The organism is Chryseobacterium sp. JV558 (genome assembly GCF_033712365.1).
Taxonomy (GTDB): Bacteria; Bacteroidota; Bacteroidia; order Flavobacteriales; family Weeksellaceae; genus Chryseobacterium.
Map to the genome: position 1 here is coordinate 43,274 of NZ_WJHU01000005.1, position 23,928 is coordinate 67,201.

Below are 23,928 nucleotides of genomic sequence, written 5' to 3' on the forward strand. Positions count from 1 at the left end.
AATGTCCCTTGCTGAAGTACAAAATGCAATTTCTGAAAAGAAGATATGCGTTTTAATACCTACCTACAATAATGAAAAGACCCTGAATAGGGTTATTGACGGTGTTCTCGAGTATACCGGAAGTATTATTGTGGTTAATGATGGCTCCTCAGATTCTACGCCTCAGATTCTTGCCCAATATCCTCAGATCACGGTAATCTCTTTACCGGAGAACAAAGGAAAAGGAAATGCCCTTAAAACAGGTTTTAGAGCAGCAAAGAAGTCAGGGTATGATTATGCCATCACTATTGATTCGGACGGACAGCATTATCCGGATGATCTTCCTATATTTGTAGAAGCCCTACTTCAGGAAAAAGAAGAGGTTCTTTTGATTGGGAACCGAAATATGTCTCAGGACGGTATTCCCAAGAAAAGCAGTTTTGGAAACCGTTTTTCCAATTTCTGGTTCTGGTTTGAAACCGGTATCAAACTGGAAGATACACAGTCTGGCTACAGGCTTTATCCTTTACATAAAATTCCAAAGAAATATTTTACACCTAAGTTTGAATTTGAAATCGAAATCATTGTAAGAACTGCATGGAGACATGTTCCGGTAAAAAATGTTCCAATCAAAGTTTTGTATGATCCTGCAGAACGTGTTTCCCATTTCAGGCCTTTTAAAGATTTTACAAGAATCAGCATTCTGAATACGATTCTGGTAACAATCACCCTATTTTATATTATTCCGAGAAATTTTCTGAATAATTTCAAAAAAAAAAGCTTTAAAAAATTCATCCAGGAAGATGTCTTAGAAAGTGACGGAAGCAACCGTACAAAGGCATTTTCTATTGCGCTGGGAGTCTTTATAGGACTTTCGCCTTTCTGGGGATTTCAGACACTTCTGGTCATCAGTTTATCTGTACTTTTTAAACTTAATAAGGTCCTTGCTTTCGTAGCCTCTAATGTGAGCCTTCCTCCTTTTATTCCTTTTGTCATTGCAGCCTCTTTATTTCTGGGAGCGCCATTTGTAGGTGGTAACAGCGATATTTTAAGTCAGGATTTAAATTTTGAACTGATCAAGAACAACCTGCTGCAATATATCATTGGCAGTTTTATTTTAAGCACTACACTTTCTGCTTTGTCTGGAATAGCTGTCTTTTTATTTTTGAATAAAGTAAGTCCGGAAAACAATTAAAAAAGCCCGGAATAAAATTCCAGGCTCATTACAATTAGTTATTATAATTTCTTATTTAGAAACAATAATCTTTTGAGAATAATCAATTGAGTCATTGCTCACTTTCACAATATAAGCTCCATTGATTAATTTTTCTGCATTGATCGTATTTTGTTTATTAAGGTTGATACTTTCCTTAGAAATCAATTTACCTGTAAAGTCATAGATAGCAACGGTAGTAATTCCTGATAAATTGATATCAGATGGCGTTTTTATCGTGAATTCGTTTCTTACAGGGTTCGGATAGATGGAAATTCCCTTAGTATTGTTGATTTCTTTTACTGCCAATGTTGCGCATTCTGCAGGAATAGTAAAATCTTCAACCTGATCACTCATTTCCGGCAAAGGCTGGTTGGCTCCAAATGCTAAACCGTTAAGAGCGCCAGCAGAAGCATTTACCCCTAATCCTCTTTTCGCAAAGGTACTCCAGATCATACATTTATTTTGTCCTCCAGTAGATGCCTGGTCAGCAGCAAGAATAGCATCTCTTCCCTGCACAAACGTAGGATTACATGGCTGTAATTTAAGAGCATCCATTACCAGCTGTAAAACTTTTGCACTTCCGCTGTTCGGATCTGCCAGAACATTACTGTTGTACCCATACTTATCTACATATTTCCAGTTAAGATCCCAAAGCATTGAAGCCCAGATAAATCCTATACTATGAACATCAGGAACAGTAAGTGCTCCAAGAACTGGATTATTTGCAGTTACTTTCATTCCGTTAGTACGACCATATGTATAATCATTGATTGTAAAATCAGGTGAATATTTTGCAGGTCTTATTCCCAATCCTGTAGTTCCCTGCCCTGAAACAAAAGTTCCTACGCCTCTTGCAATGGTAGAAGTATCTCCAGGTCTGGTTGTCATCATCAAGGCGAAGAAATCAGACCATCCCTCTCCCATCTGTTCATTAGAAGAAATATAAGATAAACAAGAGCTTCCAGTTCCGGTAAGACGATTGGAAATACCATGACCATATTCGTGGCTGATTACTCCATTATCCAAACTTGCATCTTTATAAACGGCATCAGTTTTTATTGTTGCATTTCCAACAATACCATTAGTTAAATCATTTACCAAAAACTGGCCTTCTGACATACCCACCATAATGGTAGGAATTGTAATGGTAGCATCAGCTCCTCCCATTCCTATAGGAGTATTGCTTGATGGGTGGTATTGTATAACCCCTACTGCACCTGCATTCTGTAAATTCTTTGTTTTAACAGCAAAACCACATCCTGCTGCATTCACCACTGCAATCTTTCCTATAAGACTTCCGGCTGTAACTGCAGTACATGCATCAGCTGGAGTAGAAAGGGCAAGATCTCCTGTCACAGGTGGATTACCCATAATCTGCGGACCAAAATTCGCCGTAGTAGCTATTGGAGCCCTGGCAGTATAAGTTGATGGTGAATTATAATAAAGATATCTTACATTTCCCGCAGGTGAAAAAAGGAACATCTGCATTCTTCCGCTTGTTCCATCAGTACCCGGATTAAAGTTTGCATTATTAAAACCACTTCCATCTCTTGCTTCTGCAAGAACAGGGTCATTACCCGTACCTCCGTTTCCAAAATTATTTACCTGATAATTTCTCGCAGATTCCGTAAATCCGAATTTATAAAATACATCATGCATTTTATTCGAATTATAGAATAAATTGGTTACTGCTGCTGAAGTATAGGTAGTGTGGGCAGCTGTTATATCTAAAGGAAAATCAAATGTTCTGGTTGCTCCTCCATCAGGAGAGAACTGCGCTGTATTGGTATTATTTTCGTCAGTATATGCAAAGGCATTATTACCTCTTGTTATTGTGTAATGGTTAGTCCCATCAGAGTGCCATCCTTCCGGTGAAGCTGTCAGATCCCATGGATTTGTAAGCAGTGTTCTGGCTCCAAATGTAGGTGCTTCTGTAGGGAAGGCGAACACATTATAAGAAGCATTATCTGGTAGTAACACCAAATTTGCAGAATTCTGAAGGTTCGCAGCTGCTATATTAGCAGGGAAAACAGCTTGAGCATTTTGTAATGGAGATCCGGCGTGATGATCGAAGGATTCATCGTGAAAGTTACATGATAAAGTAGTATTTTCCTGGTATAAAAGAGTACCATCCTCTGTACTTATAATAGTATTCCATACATTCCCCGTTCCTTTTTCTTCAACAGAAAACTGATAACCAAGAATCAGCTCTCCTCCTTTTGCAAAATAAACAGTATTAGCTACTATTGGACTTTCTTTTCCATCAATATTCTTTACGGAAGACAATCCGTTCAGTTTTTCAATTGTTGATGCTACTAAAGTACCTTTTCTACCACTTTCTTTACCTTTAACAGCAGAAGGATAATTCTTAATAAAAGTATCCGCAAAGTTTAAAACTTTTCCATCTCTGATTAAAACATTGGCAGAACTTCCGAAAACAGGGATTCCGTTAATCGTTTGCTGTATGCCTACAACATCTCCATTTAAACTCTTTGAAGGATCTACATTAATGATTTTAAATGTTTTCAGTTCTGGGCTTACTCTCTGGAATGATCCTTGGGCAGAATTGACATAATCCTTAATTGTTTGCTCATATTTTTGTGCAGATACTACACCTGCGCTTAAAAGTGAACAAAACAACAGAAGCTTAACACTAAGTCGAATTTTTTTCATTTAGATTACTTTTAACAAATATTAATAGTTAGATTTTAACAGTTAGTAGGGAAATAATCTGAAATGTTACACAATTACATGAAATCTATTTGAAATAAACAAATCATACCAAATGAATATATCCATTTGGTATTAACTTCATAAAAAAGGTCAAGAAATTATTTCAGAATAAATTGTGTCAGGTCTTTCAAAAACTGTTCATCAACTTTTCCTTTTGTTTCATAATCTTTTGGAGAGGGTTTTCCGGAACCGGTTATGAATAAGTGACTTAATGTTGGGTACAATTTAAATATTGCTGTTTTATCGTTTTTCAATGCTTCTTTCCAAAGGTTGAAATCTTTCTCTGTTACCTGATAATCTCTTCCTCCCTGGGCAAAAAACATTGGAGCTTTTATTTTTTTAACCTCATTAAGCTGACTGTATTCTTTTAAATATTTCCAATACGCAGCAGATTGTCCCAACGGAAGTTCTGATGCCGGTGAGCTTAGGGTGAATTGGGATGAGTTTAAATAGGCAACCTGTTTTTTTATTTCCTGAACAGCTTCAGCAGGAACTTTAGACGAATCCAGAGAATGAAGATAATCATACTGTTCTACCAACAGATCCTGTAACGGTCTGGCATTTCCAGCCATAAAAACATATTTTGAAACCTGAGCTTTTTCTACAATTTTAGGCATCATATACGCTCCCTGGCTATGTCCCAAGATAATGATTTCATATCCTTTATAATCTGCATTGTTTTTAAAATATTGAGCAGCATTTACTGCATCATTGATGGTTTCCTCCTCTACAGTAGACTTTTCATTGAACGCTTCCGGGTAAGAATATGTTCTTTTATCATATCTGTAGGATGAAATTCCGTTGTTGAGAAGGTATTCTGCTATGTCTTTGAACGGTTTATTTTCTCCAATAGTCTCATCCCTATCATGTGCTCCCGAGCCATGAACAAAAATGACCAATTTCTTTTTGTTGTTGGAAGGAGGAACCAATAATGTTCCATTCAATTCAATAGCATCGCTTTTGATTTTCAATGTAGTCTTCTCGTCCGGTTTTTCAATTGTTTTGTGGGGAACTAAAAAGAAACCGAGCATTTTATTATTTTCTCCGAAAGTAAGCTGAACATCCAGTTTGGTCTTTTCAAATTCGGAATAGTAATAGTAAATATTTCCTTCGTTGTTTACTTCAAGAATAGTTTTCAAACTTCCAATCTGTCCCTGAAGTTGTTCTGTAATGGCTTTAAGTTGTTCCACCGGAATCTGCCCTGCTATGGAAGGATCAAAATAAGAATGTGCTTTTTCTATGTTTTTATCGATTAATAAAGTTTTGATAAAAGTTTTCCCTATTTCTTTTCTGTCCTGAGAAAATGATAATAGAAACCATGTGGTAAGGAAAAGGGTTAAAAGTTTTTTCATAATCAATTATTTATAAACAATATCAGAAAATGCTAATGGCGTCATCATGATGGTGACAAATATCGCAATAATTACCAGGGCCAACTGTGTTATATGATATATTTTTTCTCTTTCGTCTTCTTTTATTTCAAAAGTAAATTTTATCTTATCCGGTCGTCTTATAATCAACCAGATAAAGAGAAGAACGGCCAGATTCATGAGTACCGGGAACACAACAAATATTTTACTCCCATAGTTATCTTTCATATTTCCATAGCCGTGAATGGGTATGACGGCAGGGATGGAACTGTATATCGTACACAGATACACCGAATAGCCGATAATAATAACAAAAGGGATGCAGAACAGCAGTTTTATATATTTAGGAATCATTTCAGTTTGTTTAAAGTTTTCTTCAGATATTTTTCTACATTTTTTCTGTCCGGAACCGTTGTAATTTCTTTCGTTAAAGCTTTTTCAAATGCTTCTTTTGCCTTTGAGTATTCTTTTTTGCTAAAATAATATTTTCCTGATTGATAATAGACCAGCCAAAAGTCAGGGTTCATAGATTGATAGGAAGGGATAATACCATTTGTCAACAGTGTATTTTTATCGTCTGCAGCTTCATTTATTTCTTTGCCGTACATCTTAGACAGCTCATAGTTTTGGAATTCTTCAGAATCTGCAAACGGATCACGGGCAATATTCAATTCTGATTTTGAAAAGTCATCAGGCTGTAATCCTTTTTCTGAAAAGATCTCGTTCAAATCATAGCATACAAATTCTCCCAGCTGATAAGGATTTGAAGATACCCAAACCAGTTTTTTCTGTGGTGAAAATATAATAGCATGATGTGCAAGAAGCTGGTTAAGAGCTTTTTCATTACCATAGCCGATCTTCTCTCCTTTTAATCCGGATCTGTCTCTTAAAACAGAAGCCATCTTTTCCGGAGTCATTTTTTTTTCTTCCTGCAAAAGCTCCTGAAGTTTCTCATACCGATATTCCGAATGGCTTTCTTCAATATGCTTCTGATTTCTTTTGTCATCTTTATAAGCTTCTGACTGGAAATGGTTAGTACAAAGAACCTTGCTGGTGTTTTGTACTCTGTACACACCGAAATTCTTAGGTGACACTTCAATAATTACGGCATTCTTATCATTAGCACTTCCTACCAGAATAGATTCAGATACAAAAACCTTCCTCTTTTTAGCAATGGCAATCGCTTCATCAATATTTTTAGCATACTGCAGAATCTCTCTGGTAACAAGGGAAATAGGCGTTTTTGCAGTCATGGGAATTTTTGATTTTCCTGCGTTAATGGTTACCGTAATTCCTTCTTTATTCATCCCGGACACCACCCCTATCATTCCCGGCCAGCTTACCGACATATAGGGAATTCCTTCTTCCGGCTGAACAAATTCTACCAGTTTATTTTTTGCAAAATCGTCTCCCACATAAAAATCGAAATTTCTTCCGATCAACAGATCGCCATCTTCAGTATTTTCGTTCCATACCGCAAGGGAAGTACAGCCAACCATGGCCAGATCCTGCATCGCATGCCCAATATCATGAGCTCCGTGCAGATAAAGATTCCTTAAATATTTGGGAGCAATAAAATCATATTGATCGGATGAGTATTGTGATAAACCGTATAATTCTGCCTGATAGTCTTCTCTTACATTGAGGTACATTTTTCTGTTGTACCATTTTAAAAAGCCTCTCAACAACCTCTGTTTAAATTTTGACGGTACAAATCCCTCAACTTTTGAAAAGAAGATTCCTTCCTGTTTCTGCATTAAACTTTGAGTCAAAGCTCCATTATTATATCCCAACTGCAGAGGATTTCCTTTGATATAAAGTTCCCAGAGCTGCTGTTTATTTTTTGTAAGGTAATTCTGGTTATAACTGAAAGTGCTGTCATTGATCTGGGATACTTTCGGAACCTCCAGCGGATATTGTTTTACATCCGGAATATGATGGATAGATTTTGATATTCCGCAGGAAGTGAGGAAAAAACAAAAAGTAAGGTAAAAAAGAGTTCTTGTATAAGATGAATGAATGGTTTTCGTTTTTTTCACTTTAGTTTTTATTAATCATTTGTGTCAACCGCATATCTATCTTTTCTTTTCCTAAGATCTCTGCGCAGGTATTAAAAGCTCCAATGGTGACTCCTAAAATCCCATGCATATTGACGGATTGCCCTGTCAGAAACAGATTGTCTATCTTGGTACGGGGAGAAACCATTGTTTTAAGAGGATTCTCCGAGTTTTTCATGTATCCGTACATATTCCCTTCAAAATTCCCGATATAGTCTCTGTAAGATAAAGGAGAAGAAGTATATATTGTTTTGATGGCGTGCCTTAAATTTGGAATTTTCTTTTCCAGGGCATCAAGCATCTTTTCTGTTTTTTCAAGTTTAAATCTTTCATAAGCCTCTCCTCGTTCATGCTCATCTGCTACGGTATTGAATGTATTTTCCCATTCTCTAACCTCATCAAAATCCATATAGGAAATTGCGGTAAGACTTTCTGCAAATTCAGGATGATGTTTTGAGGGCGTGGATGAAAGCATATAAGTTTCCGGCCATGCTTCTTTCCGGTAACGGAATGCATTCCAGACCTGTTCTTCTGATGAATAGTGATATCTGTTGTAATTGAAATTCGGAAGACTGTGAGGTCTTAAAACCAGATAAATACTAAAGCATGATGAAACCGGTTTCCAGCTCAAAACCCTGTTCAGAAAGGACTTTTTAAGCCTTTCTTCTCCAATTAGTTTAATAGTGGAACGAATCTCTATATTTGAAATAAACTGTTTTGCTGAATATTCTTTTCCTTCTTTCGTTTTTACGGATGTCAATACATTATTTTCATTAAAAACAAAGTCAGACACTTCTGAATGCTTGTGAATTTCCGCTCCATATTCCCTAAGTTTTCTGATCAGAAGTTTAGAGATCTGGCTTCCGCCTTTTACACATTTGTAAGCGCTCTGGATATAAGAATTTACGGTTAGAGCATGTACATAAAAAGGAACATCTTCGGAGTCTCCGGCATATAAAAAGTTGGAACCCAGTAAAACAGCCTGGAGTCTTTTGTTCTGGGTAACGGATTCTATAAATCTTTTGGTATTAAGATGCAGAATTTCCTCGTTGTAATTGTCTTTTCCTACTACATGATATCTTGGAAACTGGCTGCAGACATACTGAATCTCTTCACAGTAGTTTTCAAGGTTTACTTTTTCTTCAGGAAAATACCTGGAAAGCTGTTCAACGAAATTCTGATAGCCCTGTGCATGCGGATATTCTATTTCGTCCTCTCCAAAACTTATCCTGTCATACCCATCTTCATCCATCAGCTGAAGCTCAAGATCATCCATAATTTCCAGATAGGAAAAAAACTGGTTCAAATTCTGGCCTTTGGATAAACCTCCAAGATAATGAACACCTGTATCAAAAATCAGTTTGTCGCGTGAAAAAGTCTGCAGATTTCCTCCATATTGGTTATTTTTCTCAAGAACACACACTTTCAGACCTTCTTTCGCCAAAATAAGAGCCGAAACAAGACCTCCCAACCCGCTGCCGATTACAAGTATGTCGTATGCTTTCTTCAAAAGAAAATGTGCTTATAATAATTAAGAATAAGGGAATTTAAGATATTTAAAGATTACTTTGGTACAGTAGACAAAGAAATTTTATTTGGAAAATACTATTTAATGATCTTAATTCTCAGTAAATCTTAATGGTTTTTAGTTTTTCGTTAGTTTTTAGGGGATAAAAATAGAAAAATTAATCTATATCGTCCCAAAAATCAAAATAATTAAACCATTGAAGCGGATATTTTTTCACCATGGTTTCAAGATTCTGAACATATGATTGCAAAAGCCCCTGTGAATCACGGTTTTTTATATTCTGAGCCACTCTTGCATACAGGTGGTAATGAAGATTATTTTCCTTCATCACATACACATATACTACGGGCACTCCTAATCTTGAGGCAATTAAAAACGGACCAGCCGGAAACTTGGCACTTTTCCCCAGCAGTTCTGCTTCCAGATATTTTGAACCTTCAAAATAGCGGTCTCCGGTGAAGCAGATCAGTTCATTATCTGACAAAGCTTTGTTGATCTCAAAGATATGCGACATATCTTCTTTTACATAGATAAATTTGATATTACTCTCTTTTACGGCAACACTTTCCAGATATTCCTTAATGACGGTAACTTCCTGATCTGTAGTTACAAGATTGATCTGACAGTCGAAGTCGATATCGGCGAAAAAATGTTCAGCAATTTCAAAATTACCGATATGAGCACTGATGAGGACACCTCCTTTTTTAGCTGCCAAAAGATCTCTGAGATTTTCAATACCGTCAAATTCATAAGTGTATTTACCTCTGAGCCCGGCAGAAATAGCGGTTTTATCAATCAGAATTTTTCCGAAGGTAAAATAGCTTTTAAATATAGAAGCTTTGGATTTCCAGTATCCGTAGTTCAGTCTTTTCTGAAAGTAATAGAGAATATATTGATTACTCTTTTTCTGAAACAGCGAGTAGTAGGCTGCCACAAAGTAAAGCACGCCATATGAACTTCTGATCCCGATATTTCTAATACACCAGACGAATATTCTGTATCCGAGTACTGTTCCTTTAGATTTACCTTTCCACTTGTTCATATATAGAATTTAATATAACAGAGAACCAATGTAATACTATCTTTTTTTAAAGCGTTCTTTACCGGAACACAGTGATATTATTACATTGGCTCATTTTTTATAGAATAAAGATGTACTCAATAACTACGCGTTTTTTTCAGCAATCTTGTTTTCAATCGTTGTATAGAAATCATCAAATGTTATCATTTTCTTGAAATCTGCTTCTCCTAATTTCACTCCGAAATTGGATTCGATCACGACGACCATGTCGATATAGTCCAGGCTGTCTAAGCCCAGTGTATTTTTAAGGTTGGCATCATTACTGATTTCGTCTCCGTCTACCTCGAATTCATTTACCAGAAAATCATTAACAATGGCAACAATTTTTTCCCTTTCCATGTTTTTAATCAAATTTTTTAACTATTAGTGCAGAATTGGTTCCCCCAAACCCAAAAGAATTCGACAAAAATACATCAATTTTTTGATTTTTTGTTTTTGCGACCAAATTTATCTTTTGTGCTTCATTATCAGGATTTTCCAGATTAATGTTAGGAGCAACGAAATCATTCTGCATCATCAGAATAGAGTAGATCACTTCACTTGCACCTGCCATCCAGCACTCATGTCCGGTCATAGATTTGGTAGAACTTACCGGAACTTCACCTCCGAAAATCTCATAGATTGCTTTTGCCTCATTGGCATCACCAATAGGGGTAGAAGTTGCATGAGCATTAATATAATCAATGTCTGAAGCTTTTAATCCTGATTGTTTAAGCGCTCTGTCCATTGCCAAAGCAGGCCCATCTACATTGGGTGTTGAAATATGACCTCCGTTTGAAGAGAAACCATATCCAATAATTTCTGCAAGGATCGGAACACCTCTTCTTTGGGCAGATTCCAGACTTTCAACAATCAGACTGGCAGCACCTCCGCTTGGAATCAATCCGTCTCTTTCTGCATCGAAAGGTCTGGAAGCTTTTGTAGGCTCATCTTCTCTGGCTGAGAAAACTCCCAATCCGTCAAAGCTCGCCATAGAATATTTGTTGGTTTCCTGAGCTCCTCCACAGATAATCATATCCTGAAAACCATTCCTGATCATCATATAAGCCAGTCCCAACGAGTGCGAACCGCTTGCACATGCCGCGCTTATGGTAAGGTTAATTCCTTTCAGTTTAAAGATGGTGGAAAGGTTCATTGTCACCGTTGAATTCATTGATTTGAAGATCGCTCCCGACCCCATCAATGTAGTATCTTTCTTTTCCCTTGCAATATCAATAGATTCTACAACTGCCTGGGAAACACTGTCATTTCCGTATAAGATCCCCACTTCATGAGAATCCAGGAACTCTTCATCCAGATTCGCCTGCTTCAATGCATCCATGGTCGCCAGATAAGCATATTCGCTTTCTTCTCCCATACTGACACGCTGGCGTCTGTTTAAAAGGTTTTTAAGATCGGGTTTGGGAACAACGCCTGTAAGACCTGACCTGAAACCAAATTCTTTTCTGTCCGGATCTAAAACAATACCGGATTTTCCTTGATATAGGGATTCCCTGACCTCTTCTAAAGACGTCCCGATGCAGGAATAAATTCCCATTCCGGTAATTACAACCCTATTTTCCATGTTATGAATAAATTCCTCCGTTAATATTAATCACTTCTCCTGTAATGTAAGAAGATTTTTTAGATGCTAAGAATGCAACAAGATCTGCCACTTCTTCTGCTTCTCCAAATCTGTTGGCAGGAATCATAGCTTTCAATTCTTCTTCATTGAACTCCTGAGTCATATCTGTTTTGATAAAGCCCGGAGCTACTGCATTTACAGTAACGTTTCTTTTGGCAACTTCCTGCGCAAGAGCTTTTGTAGCACCTACTACAGCACCTTTTGCAGCTGAGTAATTTGTCTGGCCTGCTGTTCCTTTTACTCCGGATACTGAAACCATATTGATGATTCTTCCGTATTTGTTACGAAGCAGCTTTTGAATGAAGAAATGGGTTACATTGAAGAACCCATCCAGACTTGTATTGATTACACTGTTCCAGTCTTCTTTCTGCATCCACATAAAAAGACCGTCTCTTGTGATTCCGGCATTATTGACAATTACTTCTACTACTGCGTCAGGGTTTCTCTCCTGCCAGTCCGTTAAAACAGTCTTTGTCTCTTCGGTATTTCCTACATCAAATTTAAGGATTTCTCCGGTAGCACCCAATTCTTCTACTTTAGCCAATGTTTCTTTAGCTGCGGTTTCGTTTGAAGCGTAGTTGATAAGGATGTGATAGTTTTTCTCTTCAGCCAGTTTTATACAGATTGCCCTCCCGATTCCTCTGGAGCCTCCTGTTACAATTGCACATTTCATGCGTTAGTGTTTATATCGTTTTTAGTTTTTTTAAGTTGAAAGAGTGTCTTTAATTGAATAGACAATCCATGACAGCTAATAGTTACATTCCTTTCAGATATTTCTTCACTTCCTCCAAGTATGGATACATCACCATATCATCTGAGAAAGCAGGAATTATTTTTCTGATTTCATCATACAATTCTTTTGTAGAGGACGAAACCTTATCCTGGAACCCAAGATATTCAACAGCCTGAATGATTGTAATGGCTTCAATCGCCAATACTTCAAAAGCATTTTCAATGACTTTTCTGCAGATCACCGCGGCATTGGTTCCCATGCTAACGATATCCTGGTTGTCATTATTATTTGGAATACTGTGAACATACATAGAATTCGACAGCATCTGGCTTTCTGCCGTAGTAGAAGTTGCCGTAAACTGTACTCCCTGCATCCCGAAATTGAAACCTAATTTACCTAAATTTACAAAAGGAGGCAAAATTTCATTGATTTTAGCATTCAGAAGATAGTTCAATTGTCTTTCCGCAAGCATTGTCAGCTTGGTTACCACAATCTTAAGTTTGTCCATTTCCAGAGAGATATAATCTCCGTGGAAGTTTCCTCCGTGGTAAACGTGCTGGTCTTCAACGTTGATAATCGGATTATCATTGGCTGAATTGATCTCATTTTCAAGTACTTTCTCCGTATATTCCAAAGTGTCCAGTACCGGACCCAAAATCTGAGGAACACATCGTAAAGAATAATATTCCTGAACTTTTTCTTTGAATACCTTTTCCTGTTCTTCAAAATGGGTATAAAGGTGATCTTCTCTTTTTCTGATCAGTTTACTGTCTGCCAGGTGAGCACGCATTCTTTCTGCTACTTTCTGCTGACCGTAATGTCTTTTGGTTCCGTTCAGCGCTTCAGATAAATGATCATCGTAAGCCTGTACAATTTCATTGATGGCACAAGAAAGTCTCAGGGAAATATCTGTAAGCTGATTGGCTTTATAAGCATTCACAATACCAATTCCTGACATCACGGAAGTTCCGTTCATCAAAGCAAGTCCTTCACGGATCTCTACTTTTATCGGTTCTAATCCTTCTGTTTCAAAAACCTTTTTCGTTGATGTTCTTTCTCCTTTATAAAAGACTTCTCCTTCTCCGATCAGTACCAAAGCCAGGTGAGCCAGCTGAACAAGGTCACCACTTGCTCCTACTCCTCCATGTTCAAAGATCAATGGGGTAATATCTCTGTTGATCAACTCCTGAAGAAGATAAACAACAGACTGGTGTACTCCCGAATTCCCTAATGACAAAGTATTCAGTCTTGCCAGCATACATGCTTTCACCTCATCTGCAGGCAAAGGGTTTCCGATTCCTGAAGAATGGCTTCTTATCAGGTTATACTGAAGCTGGTGGGTGTCTTCATCACTGATTTTAAACTGAGCCATTGGCCCAAAACCGGTGTTTACACCATATATTACTTTATTTTTTGAAAACTCCTTTAAAAACTGAAAACTCTTATCCACTCTTGATAAAAGTGATTCATCCAGTTCTATTTTTTCATTCTCAATGATAATTTTTTGAAAGTCTTTCAGTTCTAAAAAGTTATTTATTTTCATCAATTAAAAGTAATAGTTGATAATTTTGTAAAATATTAATTATTTGTCACTAATTTTGCGGCAAAGATAAAAGTTATTATTAAAATAAAAAATCAAAGATGAGCAAAGAATTTGTTGACGTTCTTGTAATCGGAGCTGGACCTTCCGGATGCGTGTCTTCTTCATACCTGAAGAACAATAACGTCAGCGTAAAAGTAGTCGAAAAGACAAAATTCCCAAGACTCGTAGTGGGTGAAAGCTTAATTCCGAGGGTAATGGATCACTTTGAAGAGGCCGGACTTTTCCCTGCATTAGATAAAATGGGCTTTGAAAAAAAGCTTGGAGCACGTTTTCTTCGCGGTGATGAAGTCTGCATTTTTGATTTCAGCAACAAATTCGGGGAAGGCTGGGACTGGACCTGGCAGGTTCCGAGAGCTGATTTTGATAATACCCTTGCTCAGGAAGTTATTAATAAAGGAGTTGATCTTGAATTTGAGACTGAAGTTATTGACATAAAATTTAACGGAACAGATTCTGTAACGACGGTAAAAAATAAGGATGGAGAAACGAAAGAGATCCATGCAAAGTTTGTTATTGATTCCAGTGGGTACGGAAGAGTACTGCCTCGTCTGCTGGACCTTGAAAAACCTTCAAAATTATCTCCTCATTCTGCTATTTTTTCTCATGTAAATGATAGCAACAGAGAACCGGGAGAGGAAGGGACTTTAATTTCTTTTGACATCATTGAAACAGAAGTATGGCTTTGGGTAATTCCTTTTTCCAATGGAAATACAAGCTTAGGAATTGTAGGCCCTACTGAATATATTGACAAATTATCTGAAAACGGAGATACAGCCGAAGCTTTAAGAAAAGCTATTTCTCTTTCTGATTATTATGTAAAACGTTTTGGAGATGTAGAATTCCTTTTTGAGCCTAAACATCTGAAAGATTACTCTTGTTCGGTAAAAAGTTTATTTGGAGATGGATTTGCTTTAACGGGAAATGCATCAGAATTCCTTGACCCGGTATTCTCTTCGGGAATGGCTTTTGCCACAGAATCCGGAATGCTGGCCGCAAAACTGGCGTTAAGACAATTAAACGGAGAAACAATCAACTGGCAGACAGAATACACTGATTATATTTTATACGGAGTAGATGTCTTTACCACATATGTAAAAGAATGGTATACCGGAAATCTTCAGGAGCTCTTCTTTCACCAGCCGGAAAATCCGGACGTAAAGAAAAAGATCTGTGCTGTTTTAGCAGGGTATGTCTGGAATAAAGACAATCCTTTTGTAAAAAAGCACGATACAGTGATTAAAAACCTTGCCAACCTGATCAAACTAGAAAAACAGGAACAGCAAAACCAAGCATAAAAAAACGGTCTGAATTTTCAGACCGTTTTTTATTATTTCATAGATTTTTTGATTTCTTTTCCCAGATATCTTCCCGCGGATTCGTATACGGTAGCAATTCTTCCATATTCCATAACCTCTTCCTTACTCTGAATAAATTTATCAAATTGGTTCAGCTCCACTTCAGCCAAAACGACCGATGGATTACCGGCTTCCACCAATTTTATGGTTCCGCTTACTTGTGCTTCCATTACGATCATTCCGCCATGCCATCCGGGGGAAAGCCATTTTGTGTCTACAATTAAAGTATATTGAGCAGAACCATCTTTTTTAAATGTAACATCTTTATAGTATTTGCCTAACCCTTTTGTAAAGTAGTTGATATATTCTTCTTTTTTATATCGTTCCCATTCTCCAATCCATTTTTTCCATCCTTCTTTTCCTCTTTTCGGATTGGCAAGAACATCTTCTTTTCTATTTTCCAGATATTGAGCTTCCGTAAAGTTTTCTTTCATAAACAGTACATTGTCAAATCTAAGTTCTACATTCACTTCTTTCTGATCTTTTAAGGCTTTAAAATCTCCTGAAGTGAGTTTCATTTTCTCCTGTCCGAAAGCCATTGTCATCATGATCAACAACGTAATCAATAATAATTTTTTCATGTGTATTAGTTTTACTATTTAAGTACTCAAAGATATTTACTTTTATTAATTATTGACCACAAAAAAACGGTCTGAATTTCTCAGACCGTTTTTTGTTTTATTTTAAAGCACTTTTAATAGCTTTTCCTAATTCTTTTCCTGTTTTTTCATATGCTGCAGATATTCTTCCATATTCCATATGATAACTAACTTTACTTCCTATCCCCTCAATCTTATCACCTTGAATTTTAGCTAACACTTTAGATGGGTTTTCAGTTTCAACAAATATCAATTCTGAGGATAATTTAGCGGGCTGTGTTACAAATCCTGTCCATCCGGCATAGATCCACTTTGTATCTAGTATTAATGTGTACTTTGCCGTAACACCTTTACTGAATTTTATTTTTTTCGCTTTGCCGTTTAGTCCTTGAATAAATCTATCTAAAAAAACAGATTCTTTATGCTTTTGCCACTCTTCATCCCATTCTTTCCAGGATTCCTCGCCTTTCTTAGCCAACGTCTCTGCCTTTCTTCTTTCAAGATATTGGGCTTCAGTATAATTATCTGCCTGAAAAAGTGGCTTTTCAAATTTAAACTGAACATTTACCTCAGTCTGATCTTTCAGAAAGTCAAAATTCCCGGATTCAATATTAATTTTATTTTGGGCGAATGTTGTCGTTGCAATAGCTACAAAAAGTAGCAATAATAATTTTTTCATAGTGTATTAGCTCTAATATTTAAGCGACCAAAGATATATAAAAATGCAGATCTAGGTCTTTTTTCAGGTTTAATTTTATCTTAAATCAATAAAAGTAATTGGCTTTCTGCTGTTTGGATTAAAAACAGTTTTGGATAGAATATTAAAATCAATGATTTCAATTTTCGGGCTTACTCTCAATTTTGCCCGGAAGTGGTCTCTCACCTCATTCACAAAGCTGTCGTGTTCTTCTGTACTTAGTTTAATGATAATTTCGTCAAGACCTATTTCATTAGCCTGAATGACAATCTGATAGCATAAAATATTATTGAAGTCATTCAGAATATCATTCATTGCCGGCGGATACAGTGTTGTTCCTTTATATTTGATCATCTGCTGTTTCCTCCCTACTACAGGCCCTAATCTCATTGTATTTCTCCCACACTGGCACGGCTCATAGTGAGCTTTTACAATATCTCCGGTTTTAAATCTTAGCAAAGGGATTGCTTCAACGCCTAAAGTTGTGATTGTAAGTTCTCCACTTTCTCCTTCTTTAACCGGATTTCCGTTATCATCCAGAATTTCTGTGATAATTAATTCCGGGTGGTGATGTCCTCCGATCTGGAATTCACATTCAGTAAAGGCGGTACTCATTTCGGTAGAAGCATAGGTGGAAAAAAGTTTTATATTCCACTTTTCTTTGATCTTCTGTGAGAGAATATTATCCGTAAAATCTTGATTTTTGATACTTTCCCCAATACACACAGCTCCATACACGCTGGAATTTTTATAATCCAATCCGTGCTTTTCAGCATAATCAATCATTTTCAACAGAAAAGAAGGAACGGTAATCAAATATTTAGGTTTGTATCTGAAAATAGAATCCCATTGCAGTTCAGGAATTCCAGGACCCATTCTCACTACGCTTGCCCCCATTTTTCTTAAACCTAAAAAATAAGCAAGTCCTGCCATAAACCTTTTGTCTATGGTAGTAATCATCTGAACAACGTCTCCTTTCTGAATTCCTGCGCAGGCAAAAGAGATCGCTTCATTATAAGCAAGCCTTTCAAGATCATTATCGGAAAGCCCGAAAGTAACCGGATCTCCCAACGTTCCGGAAGTGGTACTGTAATCGACAATTTTATCTGGTGTTATGCAGAAGAAATCATGATTGTATTGCTGCAGATCATTCTTTGTAGTGGTAGGAATTCTCTGAAGATCCTCCAAAGTACGAATGTCAGCAATATGAATATTGTTTTCTTTGAACAGTTTCTGATAAAAAGGGGAATGAGTTTCAAGATAAATCAAAAGCTCATGAAGTTTTTCTTCCTGAAATAGTTTGATTTCCTGAATACCTGCTTTCTCGATTGACGGATGAAATTCCAATGATTTTAATTTTTAAAGAGCAAATTTATTTAATTAAAATTAAAAGATTTAAGTATTAAAAGATTATTTATCTCTGGAAGGTAAAGGTTTGTATGTTTGTATTTCCAGCGGTATTTATGGTTGTTACTTTTAAAGTATGAGCACCAGAACCTTTTGTACATTTTTCATCAAAAGTATAGACAAAATTATCTTTTACCCGGGCAAAGCGAAGCCATTTTCCATTCAGTTCAGCCCGGAATGAAATAATATCTCCCACTTTCGCTGTTCCTTTTAACAATAAAGAGCCACTGTTTACCAATGCCCCTTCAGCCCAACCTGATGAAACAGACGGCTGGGTATTATCTATCAATAATTTTGCTGTACCTAATCTATTGAACTGCCCTTCTGCCCTGTCACCATTCCATTTTGCTTTTACCACATTCTTATCACTGCCGTAATCAAGGAGGATAACGGCTTTATCTTTTTCTGCGGCAGTTAATTTTCTATTGGGTTTTATTTTCAAAGTATATTCGTCCTGAACCGGAATATACGGACTATGCAAAACGATACTATTTGAAACAGCATTGGGATCGGCATCCGGTTTTTCATAAGCATTGAAATTTACCGCATCATAGACTGCATTTTTGCTGAAATTAATCTCTGTATTTTCTGTGGAAATTGTTTTTCCTTCGTTAGGCATTACTGCTTTCCCTGTAGAAGATATTTTGTCTGAAGTTTTATTTAACTGAACTTTTGTTGTTAACCGACTTGCATTTCCTCTCGTATCTTTCAGTACTATTTCAATGTTATGAACTTCCTCATCCTGAAGATTGATTATCCCTGTCAAATTTGGAGTGCTGTAATTCTGAAGTTTCATCCCCGGTAAATCAGCCAAGTGCTGAATTCCCATTTTATCCCTGATGAATTTAGTATAATCTATACAGCCGTTAATATATCGGGTATCATCATAGTGTATCTTATCAATTTTAAAACTATAAATCACCTTTCCATCCATCAATAGTTCAGCATGATAAATCCCCAGATTAAAACCTTGATTGGCCTTATCTACAGCTTTAATAGCAAAACTTATTTCCGGAGAATTAACCTGAATGAGGTTAGAAGTATAAACATTTCCAGCTTTTTTCACTGCAATTCCATTCGCGCCAGGTTCATAAGTACTGAAACGTCTGTCATACCAATACAGGCCGCTGATAATAGGTGCAACAGTATCAGGAATAGCAAAACCGAAAAGTAGAGGATTAAGGCATTCTTCTGTTTTGGTATCTCTTATTTCAAAATGCAAATGCGGTCCTGCTGATCCTCCTGTATTTCCACTCAATGCAATTTGCTGTCCTTTCTCTACCGGAAACTGTCCGGGTTGAAAACTTATATCCTGCTCCCACTTTTCATCTTTGTATTGTCTTTCCTTTACATATTCATCAAGCTTATTGAAGTATTTGTTCAGATGGGCATACACGGTAGTATAACCATTGGGATGAGTAACATACACAGCATTTCCAAATCCGTAACGCTCTACTTTTATCCTGCTTACATACCCTTCTGCAGCTGCTAAAACCGGCAAATTTTCCTGGCTATTGGTTCTCAGATCCAGTCCCATGTGAAAGTGATTTGTCCTTACAGCTCCAAAATTGGCTGCCAACTGCATGGGAATATTGAGTGGATTTCTGAAATAATTCTGAGGGTAATTATTTTGAGCCTGTACAATGCTTGAGTTGATAAAGCAGACAAAAAGCATCAGTTGATAAAAGGTTTTCATACAGCATTTGGTTTTATAGGTCTATTTAAATGTACGAATTTTTAAGAGATGGTTCTATTTTTTTTCAGATTCTCACATAGAATTATGGGAAATAATTGCTAGAATTTGTTTTTAAGTTTGGGCTAAAACCAACGGAGCATTTTCGCCATTCCCAAACGAGCTAAAGCCCATTTCTATTGAACAATTTGCATAAAATTTCACATAAAAAACAGCCGGAAAAATTCACTTATTGATCATTCACCATTTGCTTTTTATCACCTCTCCCATTTATATTTCTGAAATTGAACTTTTTAATAGAATATATCGAAATAAAACATATATTATAAACCGACAAAATTTAGTAAATTTGCAGACTTAATTAATCAACGATATTGAGATATTTACAATGAGCCAATTTAAAGAATACAAAAACCTCAACCTTATTGACGTAGCAGAGAATGTAGCGGAATTTTGGAAACAAAATAAAACTTTCAATAAGAGTGTTGAGATTCGTCAGGGAAATCCTGAGTTTGTTTTTTATGAAGGTCCACCTTCAGCAAACGGTATGCCTGGAATTCACCACGTAATGGCAAGAGCATTGAAAGATATTTTCTGCCGTTACCAGACGCAGAACGGGAAACAGGTTTTCCGTAAAGCAGGCTGGGATACGCATGGTCTTCCTGTGGAACTGGGTGTAGAAAAGGAATTAGGAATTACTAAAGAAGATATTGGCAAAAAAATATCTATTGAAGATTATAACAGAGCTTGCCGTGAAGCGGTAATGCGCTATACAGACGTATGGAATACCCTTACGGAGAAAATTGGATATTGGGTAGACCTTGATGATCCGTACATCACGTACAAGTCAAAATATATGGAAACGGTTTGGTGGTTGTTGAAACAGTTATACGACAAAAGCTTGTTGTATAAAGGGTACACCATCCAGCCTTACTCTCCGAAAGCAGGAACAGGACTTTCTTCTCACGAGCTGAATCAGCCTGGAACCTACCGTGATGTTTCAGATACTACGGTTGTAGCTCAGTTCAAAGTAAAGAAAGACTCTTCAGCATTATTCAATGATGTTGACGGAGATGTTCATATCCTTGCATGGACGACGACTCCATGGACATTGCCATCCAATACCGCTCTTACTGTAGGTAGAGATATTGAATATGTTGTAGTTAAAACTTTTAATCAATATACATTTGAGCCTGTAACTGTTGTTTTATCAAGAGTCCTTTTACCTAAGGTTTTCGGTAAAAAATTTACAGAAGGTACAGATGAAGATTTTGCCAACTATACTCCGGAAACTAAAGTAATTCCTTTCAAGGTTTTAAAAGAGTTTACAGGAGAAAAATTTGTTGACACAAGATACGAGCAATTAGTTCCTTGGTTTACGCCAAACGATAATGCTGAAAATGCATTCAGAGTAATCCTTGGAGATTTTGTAACAACAGAAGACGGTACAGGTGTTGTTCATACTGCCCCTACTTTCGGTGCTGATGATGCGAGAGTTGCTAAAATGGCTCAACCTGAGATCCCGCCAATGTTGGTGAAGGATGAAAATGACAATCTTGTACCATTGGTAGATTTACAGGGTAAATTCATCAAAGGAGAGAATGTTCCTGAGGTATTCTCCGGAACCTATATCAAAAATGAATATTACGATGAAGGAACTGCTCCTGAGAAATCTTGGGATGTAGAACTTGCAATCCTTTTGAAAACGGAAAACAAGGCTTTCAAAGTAGAAAAATATGTCCACTCTTATCCACACTGCTGGAGAACAGACAAACCGGTATTGTATTATCCGCTGGATTCATGGTTTGTGAAAATGACCGCTGTAAAAGACAGACTGGTTAATTTGAACAAAGAAATCAACTGGAAGCCAAAAGCTACCGGAGAAGGACGTTTTGCCAACTGGTTGGAGAATGTGAACGACTGGAATCTTTCCCGTTCAAGATATTGGGGTATTCCGTTGCCTATATGGAGAACAGAAGACCTGAAAGAAGAAAAGATCATCGGTTCTGTAGAAGAATTATACAATGAAATCGAGAAATCAATTGCAACTGGACTGATGACTGAAAACCCATTCAAAGGTTTCATCATCGGAAATATGGCTGAGTCTAACTATGAGCTTGTGGATCTTCACAAAAATGTAGTAGACAAAGTAATATTGGTTTCTGATTCAGGAAAAGCAATGAAGCGTGAAAGCGACTTGATCGACGTTTGGTTTGATTCAGGTTCTATGCCTTATGCTCAACTGCATTATCCTTTTGAAAATAAAGAATTAATCGACAACAATAAAGCATTCCCTGCTGATTTCATCGCAGAAGGTGTTGACCAGACTCGTGGATGGTTCTATACGCTTCACGCAATCGGAACTGCTGTTTTTGATTCTGTTGCTTATAAAAATGTAATGAGTAACGGTCTTGTTCTGGATAAGAACGGACAGAAGATGTCAAAACGTTTAGGAAATGCTGTAGATCCGTTCGAAACCCTTTCTGTGTACGGACCAGATGCTACCCGTTGGTATATGATCTCGAATGCAAACCCATGGGAAAACCTGAAGTTTGACATTGAAGGAATTGACGAAGTAAGAAGAAAGTTCTTTGGAACACTTTATAATACCTATTCATTCTTTGCTTTATATGCGAATGTGGATGGCTTCAACTATTCAGAAAAAGAAGTGGAAAACCGTCCTGAAATTGACAGATGGGTTCTTTCTGAACTGAATCTTCTGATCAAAGAAGTGAAAGCTTTCTATGAAGACTATGAACCTACAAGAGTAGCAAGAGCGATCAGTAACTTTGTGAACGATAATTTAAGTAACTGGTATGTAAGATTATGCAGAAGACGTTTCTGGAAAGGAGATTATTCTGATGACAAGATCTCTGCTTATCAGACTTTATACACTTGTCTTGAGACGGTTGCAAAACTATCTGCTCCTATTGCTCCATTCTTTATGGATCAATTATATCAGGATTTAAATAAAGTAACAGGGAAAGAAAACTGTGAATCTGTACACTTAACAGACTTCCCAGTAGCTGATGAAAGTCTAATTGATCAGGATCTGGTTGAAAAAACGCATTTGGCTCAGAACATTACAAGTATGGTTTTCTCATTGAGAAAGAAAGAAAATGTAAAAGTTCGTCAGCCGTTACAAAAAGTATTGGTTCCTGTATTGGATAAGAAAACTGAAGAGCAGATTCTTGCCGTAGCAGAACTGATCAAACAGGAAGTAAACGTAAAAGAACTACAGTTAATCAATGCTGAAGAAGCATCTCACTTAATTGTAAAACAGATAAAACCAAACTTCAAAGCGCTTGGTCCTAAATTAGGAAAAGACATGAAGGTGGTAGGTGCCGAAATTAGCAATCTTACTGCAGAACAGATTTCCAGTCTGGAAAAAGAAGGAAAGATAGACGTTCAGGGATATGAGATCACTCTTGATGATGTAGAAATCTCTACAAAAGATATCCCGGGATGGACGGTAACTTCTGATGGTAAAACAACTGTGGCATTAGATTTGACATTAACCGATGAGTTAAAATCTGAAGGAATTGCAAGAGAATTCATCAACAGAATTCAAAACTTGCGAAAAGAGAAGGACTTTGAACTGACAGACAGAATTTCAATCACATTAGAAGAAAGCTCTCCTTTCCTGAGTGATATTAAGAAAAATGAGGAATATATTTCTTCCGAAGTCTTGTCAAATAAAATAGAAATTGTATCTTCACTTTCAAATTTTAACGAAATCGAAATAGATGAAGTTAATTTTAAGATAAATGTTGAAAAAAATTAACATGTAGTTATTATATTTCAAATTCCATTTCATAATTTTATTAAAAAAGAGAAAGAATATGTCAGACGAAAGAGTTAGATACAGCGATGCTGATTTACAGGAATTTAAAGCGATCATTAAAGAAAAAATAGAAAAAGCAGAAAAAGATCTTCAGCTTATCAGAGAAAGTTTTATCAACGACCAGAATAATGGAACCGATGATACCTCTCCTACCTTCAAAGCTTTTGAAGAAGGGGCAGAAACTCTGAGCAAAGAGCAGAACTCTATTTTGGCAGGAAGACAGGAAAAATTCGTTCGTGACCTTAAAAACGCTTTAATCAGAATCGAAAATAAAACGTATGGTGTTTGCAGAGTAACCGGAAAATTGATTCCTAAGGAAAGACTTTTAGCCGTTCCTCACGCTACGCTGAGCATCGAAGCGAAAAACATGCAAAAATAACCGTAAGGTTTGTAAAATACTATTGGGTTT

The 23,928-nt window shown here is 36.8% G+C and carries 18 protein-coding genes; 4 read left to right on the forward strand and 14 right to left on the reverse strand.

Annotated features, from left to right (window positions below):
• The first annotated feature begins 1 nt into the window (after window position 1).
• Entirely contained in the window at window positions 2–1,174 is a 1,173-nt protein-coding gene (locus GFU89_RS17460) for a DUF2062 domain-containing protein (protein WP_318848357.1), read from the forward strand.
• A 51-nt stretch (window positions 1,175–1,225) separates the two neighbouring features.
• On the opposite strand, the gene GFU89_RS17465 is transcribed toward GFU89_RS17460, so the two are convergent.
• The 10 genes from GFU89_RS17465 to GFU89_RS17510 all read right to left on the reverse strand — a co-directional run bounded on the left by GFU89_RS17465 (window position 1,226) and on the right by GFU89_RS17510 (window position 13,864).
• Window positions 1,226–3,868 (reverse strand): T9SS-dependent M36 family metallopeptidase, encoded by a 2,643-nt coding sequence (locus GFU89_RS17465; protein WP_318848358.1) that lies wholly within the window; start codon window positions 3,866–3,868, stop codon window positions 1,226–1,228.
• 158 nt (window positions 3,869–4,026) lie between these two features.
• Window positions 4,027–5,280 carry a DUF3887 domain-containing protein gene (locus tag GFU89_RS17470; protein ID WP_318848359.1) on the reverse strand — a complete coding sequence of 418 codons (1,254 nt, stop codon included), beginning with the start codon at window positions 5,278–5,280 and terminating at the stop codon, window positions 4,027–4,029.
• A gap of 6 nt (window positions 5,281–5,286) precedes the next feature.
• Window positions 5,287–5,652: a hypothetical protein gene (locus GFU89_RS17475; RefSeq protein ID WP_318848360.1), complete on the reverse strand. Its 366-nt coding sequence runs from the start codon at window positions 5,650–5,652 to the stop codon at window positions 5,287–5,289.
• On the reverse strand, window positions 5,649–7,337 hold the full coding sequence (locus GFU89_RS17480) for a C45 family autoproteolytic acyltransferase/hydolase (RefSeq protein ID WP_413228602.1): 1,689 nt from the start codon (window positions 7,335–7,337) through the stop codon (window positions 5,649–5,651). Before GFU89_RS17480 ends, GFU89_RS17475 begins: the two co-directional genes overlap by 4 nt.
• A 1-nt stretch (window position 7,338) precedes the next feature.
• On the reverse strand, window positions 7,339–8,865 hold the full coding sequence (locus GFU89_RS17485; protein ID WP_318848361.1) for an NAD(P)/FAD-dependent oxidoreductase: 1,527 nt from the start codon (window positions 8,863–8,865) through the stop codon (window positions 7,339–7,341).
• 175 nt (window positions 8,866–9,040) lie between these two features.
• Window positions 9,041–9,925, reverse strand: coding sequence for a lipid A biosynthesis acyltransferase (locus GFU89_RS17490; RefSeq protein ID WP_318848362.1), 885 nt, complete (start codon window positions 9,923–9,925; stop codon window positions 9,041–9,043).
• A 123-nt stretch (window positions 9,926–10,048) separates the two neighbouring features.
• Entirely contained in the window at window positions 10,049–10,303 is a 255-nt protein-coding gene (locus GFU89_RS17495; RefSeq protein WP_101240639.1) for an acyl carrier protein, read from the reverse strand.
• 4 nt (window positions 10,304–10,307) lie between these two features.
• Entirely contained in the window at window positions 10,308–11,528 is a 1,221-nt protein-coding gene (locus GFU89_RS17500; RefSeq protein ID WP_318848363.1) for a beta-ketoacyl-[acyl-carrier-protein] synthase family protein, read from the reverse strand.
• Between the two features lies 1 nt (window position 11,529).
• Entirely contained in the window at window positions 11,530–12,261 is a 732-nt protein-coding gene (gene fabG, locus GFU89_RS17505; RefSeq protein WP_318848364.1) for a 3-oxoacyl-ACP reductase FabG, read from the reverse strand.
• Between the two features lie 82 nt (window positions 12,262–12,343).
• Entirely contained in the window at window positions 12,344–13,864 is a 1,521-nt protein-coding gene (locus tag GFU89_RS17510; protein WP_318848365.1) for an aromatic amino acid ammonia-lyase, read from the reverse strand.
• A gap of 98 nt (window positions 13,865–13,962) precedes the next feature.
• Between GFU89_RS17510 and GFU89_RS17515 the strand changes: the two genes are divergently transcribed.
• Window positions 13,963–15,219: an NAD(P)/FAD-dependent oxidoreductase gene (locus GFU89_RS17515; protein ID WP_318848366.1), complete on the forward strand. Its 1,257-nt coding sequence runs from the start codon at window positions 13,963–13,965 to the stop codon at window positions 15,217–15,219.
• Between the two features lie 32 nt (window positions 15,220–15,251).
• Here the strand turns inward: GFU89_RS17515 and GFU89_RS17520 are convergent, their stop codons facing one another.
• From GFU89_RS17520 to GFU89_RS17535, 4 genes are all read right to left on the reverse strand, one after another.
• Complete coding sequence (locus tag GFU89_RS17520) at window positions 15,252–15,860, reverse strand: hypothetical protein (protein WP_318848367.1); 609 nt, start codon at window positions 15,858–15,860, stop codon at window positions 15,252–15,254.
• A gap of 97 nt (window positions 15,861–15,957) precedes the next feature.
• The gene (locus GFU89_RS17525; protein ID WP_318848368.1) at window positions 15,958–16,557 is read right to left on the reverse strand and encodes a hypothetical protein; all 600 of its coding nucleotides are present in this window, start codon (window positions 16,555–16,557) and stop codon (window positions 15,958–15,960) included.
• Between the two features lie 75 nt (window positions 16,558–16,632).
• Window positions 16,633–17,922 (reverse strand): phenylacetate--CoA ligase family protein, encoded by a 1,290-nt coding sequence (locus tag GFU89_RS17530; protein WP_318848369.1) that lies wholly within the window; start codon window positions 17,920–17,922, stop codon window positions 16,633–16,635.
• 67 nt (window positions 17,923–17,989) lie between these two features.
• Window positions 17,990–19,678, reverse strand: a complete 1,689-nt coding sequence (locus tag GFU89_RS17535) for a M23 family metallopeptidase (RefSeq protein WP_318848370.1) — start codon at window positions 19,676–19,678, stop codon at window positions 17,990–17,992.
• A gap of 385 nt (window positions 19,679–20,063) precedes the next feature.
• On the opposite strand from GFU89_RS17535, the gene ileS reads away from it, so the two are divergent.
• Window positions 20,064–23,459 carry an isoleucine--tRNA ligase gene (gene ileS, locus GFU89_RS17540; protein ID WP_318848371.1) on the forward strand — a complete coding sequence of 1,132 codons (3,396 nt, stop codon included), beginning with the start codon at window positions 20,064–20,066 and terminating at the stop codon, window positions 23,457–23,459.
• A gap of 58 nt (window positions 23,460–23,517) precedes the next feature.
• Complete coding sequence (locus GFU89_RS17545; RefSeq protein WP_002983772.1) at window positions 23,518–23,898, forward strand: TraR/DksA family transcriptional regulator; 381 nt, start codon at window positions 23,518–23,520, stop codon at window positions 23,896–23,898.
• The last annotated feature ends 30 nt before the right edge of the window (window positions 23,899–23,928 follow it).

Excerpts from the sequence above, each read along its gene's own strand:
- GFU89_RS17460 (WP_318848357.1), top strand. The coding sequence starts at position 2 with ATGTCCCTTGCTGAAGTACAAAATGCAATTTCTGAAAAGAAGATATGC.
- GFU89_RS17465 (WP_318848358.1), bottom strand. The coding sequence starts at position 3,868 with ATGAAAAAAATTCGACTTAGTGTTAAGCTTCTGTTGTTTTGTTCACTT.
- GFU89_RS17470 (WP_318848359.1), bottom strand. The coding sequence starts at position 5,280 with ATGAAAAAACTTTTAACCCTTTTCCTTACCACATGGTTTCTATTATCA.
- GFU89_RS17475 (WP_318848360.1), bottom strand. The coding sequence starts at position 5,652 with ATGATTCCTAAATATATAAAACTGCTGTTCTGCATCCCTTTTGTTATT.
- GFU89_RS17490 (WP_318848362.1), bottom strand. The coding sequence starts at position 9,925 with ATGAACAAGTGGAAAGGTAAATCTAAAGGAACAGTACTCGGATACAGA.
- GFU89_RS17495 (WP_101240639.1), bottom strand. The coding sequence starts at position 10,303 with ATGGAAAGGGAAAAAATTGTTGCCATTGTTAATGATTTTCTGGTAAAT.
- GFU89_RS17500 (WP_318848363.1), bottom strand. The coding sequence starts at position 11,528 with ATGGAAAATAGGGTTGTAATTACCGGAATGGGAATTTATTCCTGCATC.
- fabG (WP_318848364.1), bottom strand. The coding sequence starts at position 12,261 with ATGAAATGTGCAATTGTAACAGGAGGCTCCAGAGGAATCGGGAGGGCA.
- GFU89_RS17510 (WP_318848365.1), bottom strand. The coding sequence starts at position 13,864 with ATGAAAATAAATAACTTTTTAGAACTGAAAGACTTTCAAAAAATTATC.
- GFU89_RS17515 (WP_318848366.1), top strand. The coding sequence starts at position 13,963 with ATGAGCAAAGAATTTGTTGACGTTCTTGTAATCGGAGCTGGACCTTCC.
- GFU89_RS17520 (WP_318848367.1), bottom strand. The coding sequence starts at position 15,860 with ATGAAAAAATTATTATTGATTACGTTGTTGATCATGATGACAATGGCT.
- GFU89_RS17525 (WP_318848368.1), bottom strand. The coding sequence starts at position 16,557 with ATGAAAAAATTATTATTGCTACTTTTTGTAGCTATTGCAACGACAACA.
- GFU89_RS17535 (WP_318848370.1), bottom strand. The coding sequence starts at position 19,678 with ATGAAAACCTTTTATCAACTGATGCTTTTTGTCTGCTTTATCAACTCA.
- ileS (WP_318848371.1), top strand. The coding sequence starts at position 20,064 with ATGAGCCAATTTAAAGAATACAAAAACCTCAACCTTATTGACGTAGCA.
- GFU89_RS17545 (WP_002983772.1), top strand. The coding sequence starts at position 23,518 with ATGTCAGACGAAAGAGTTAGATACAGCGATGCTGATTTACAGGAATTT.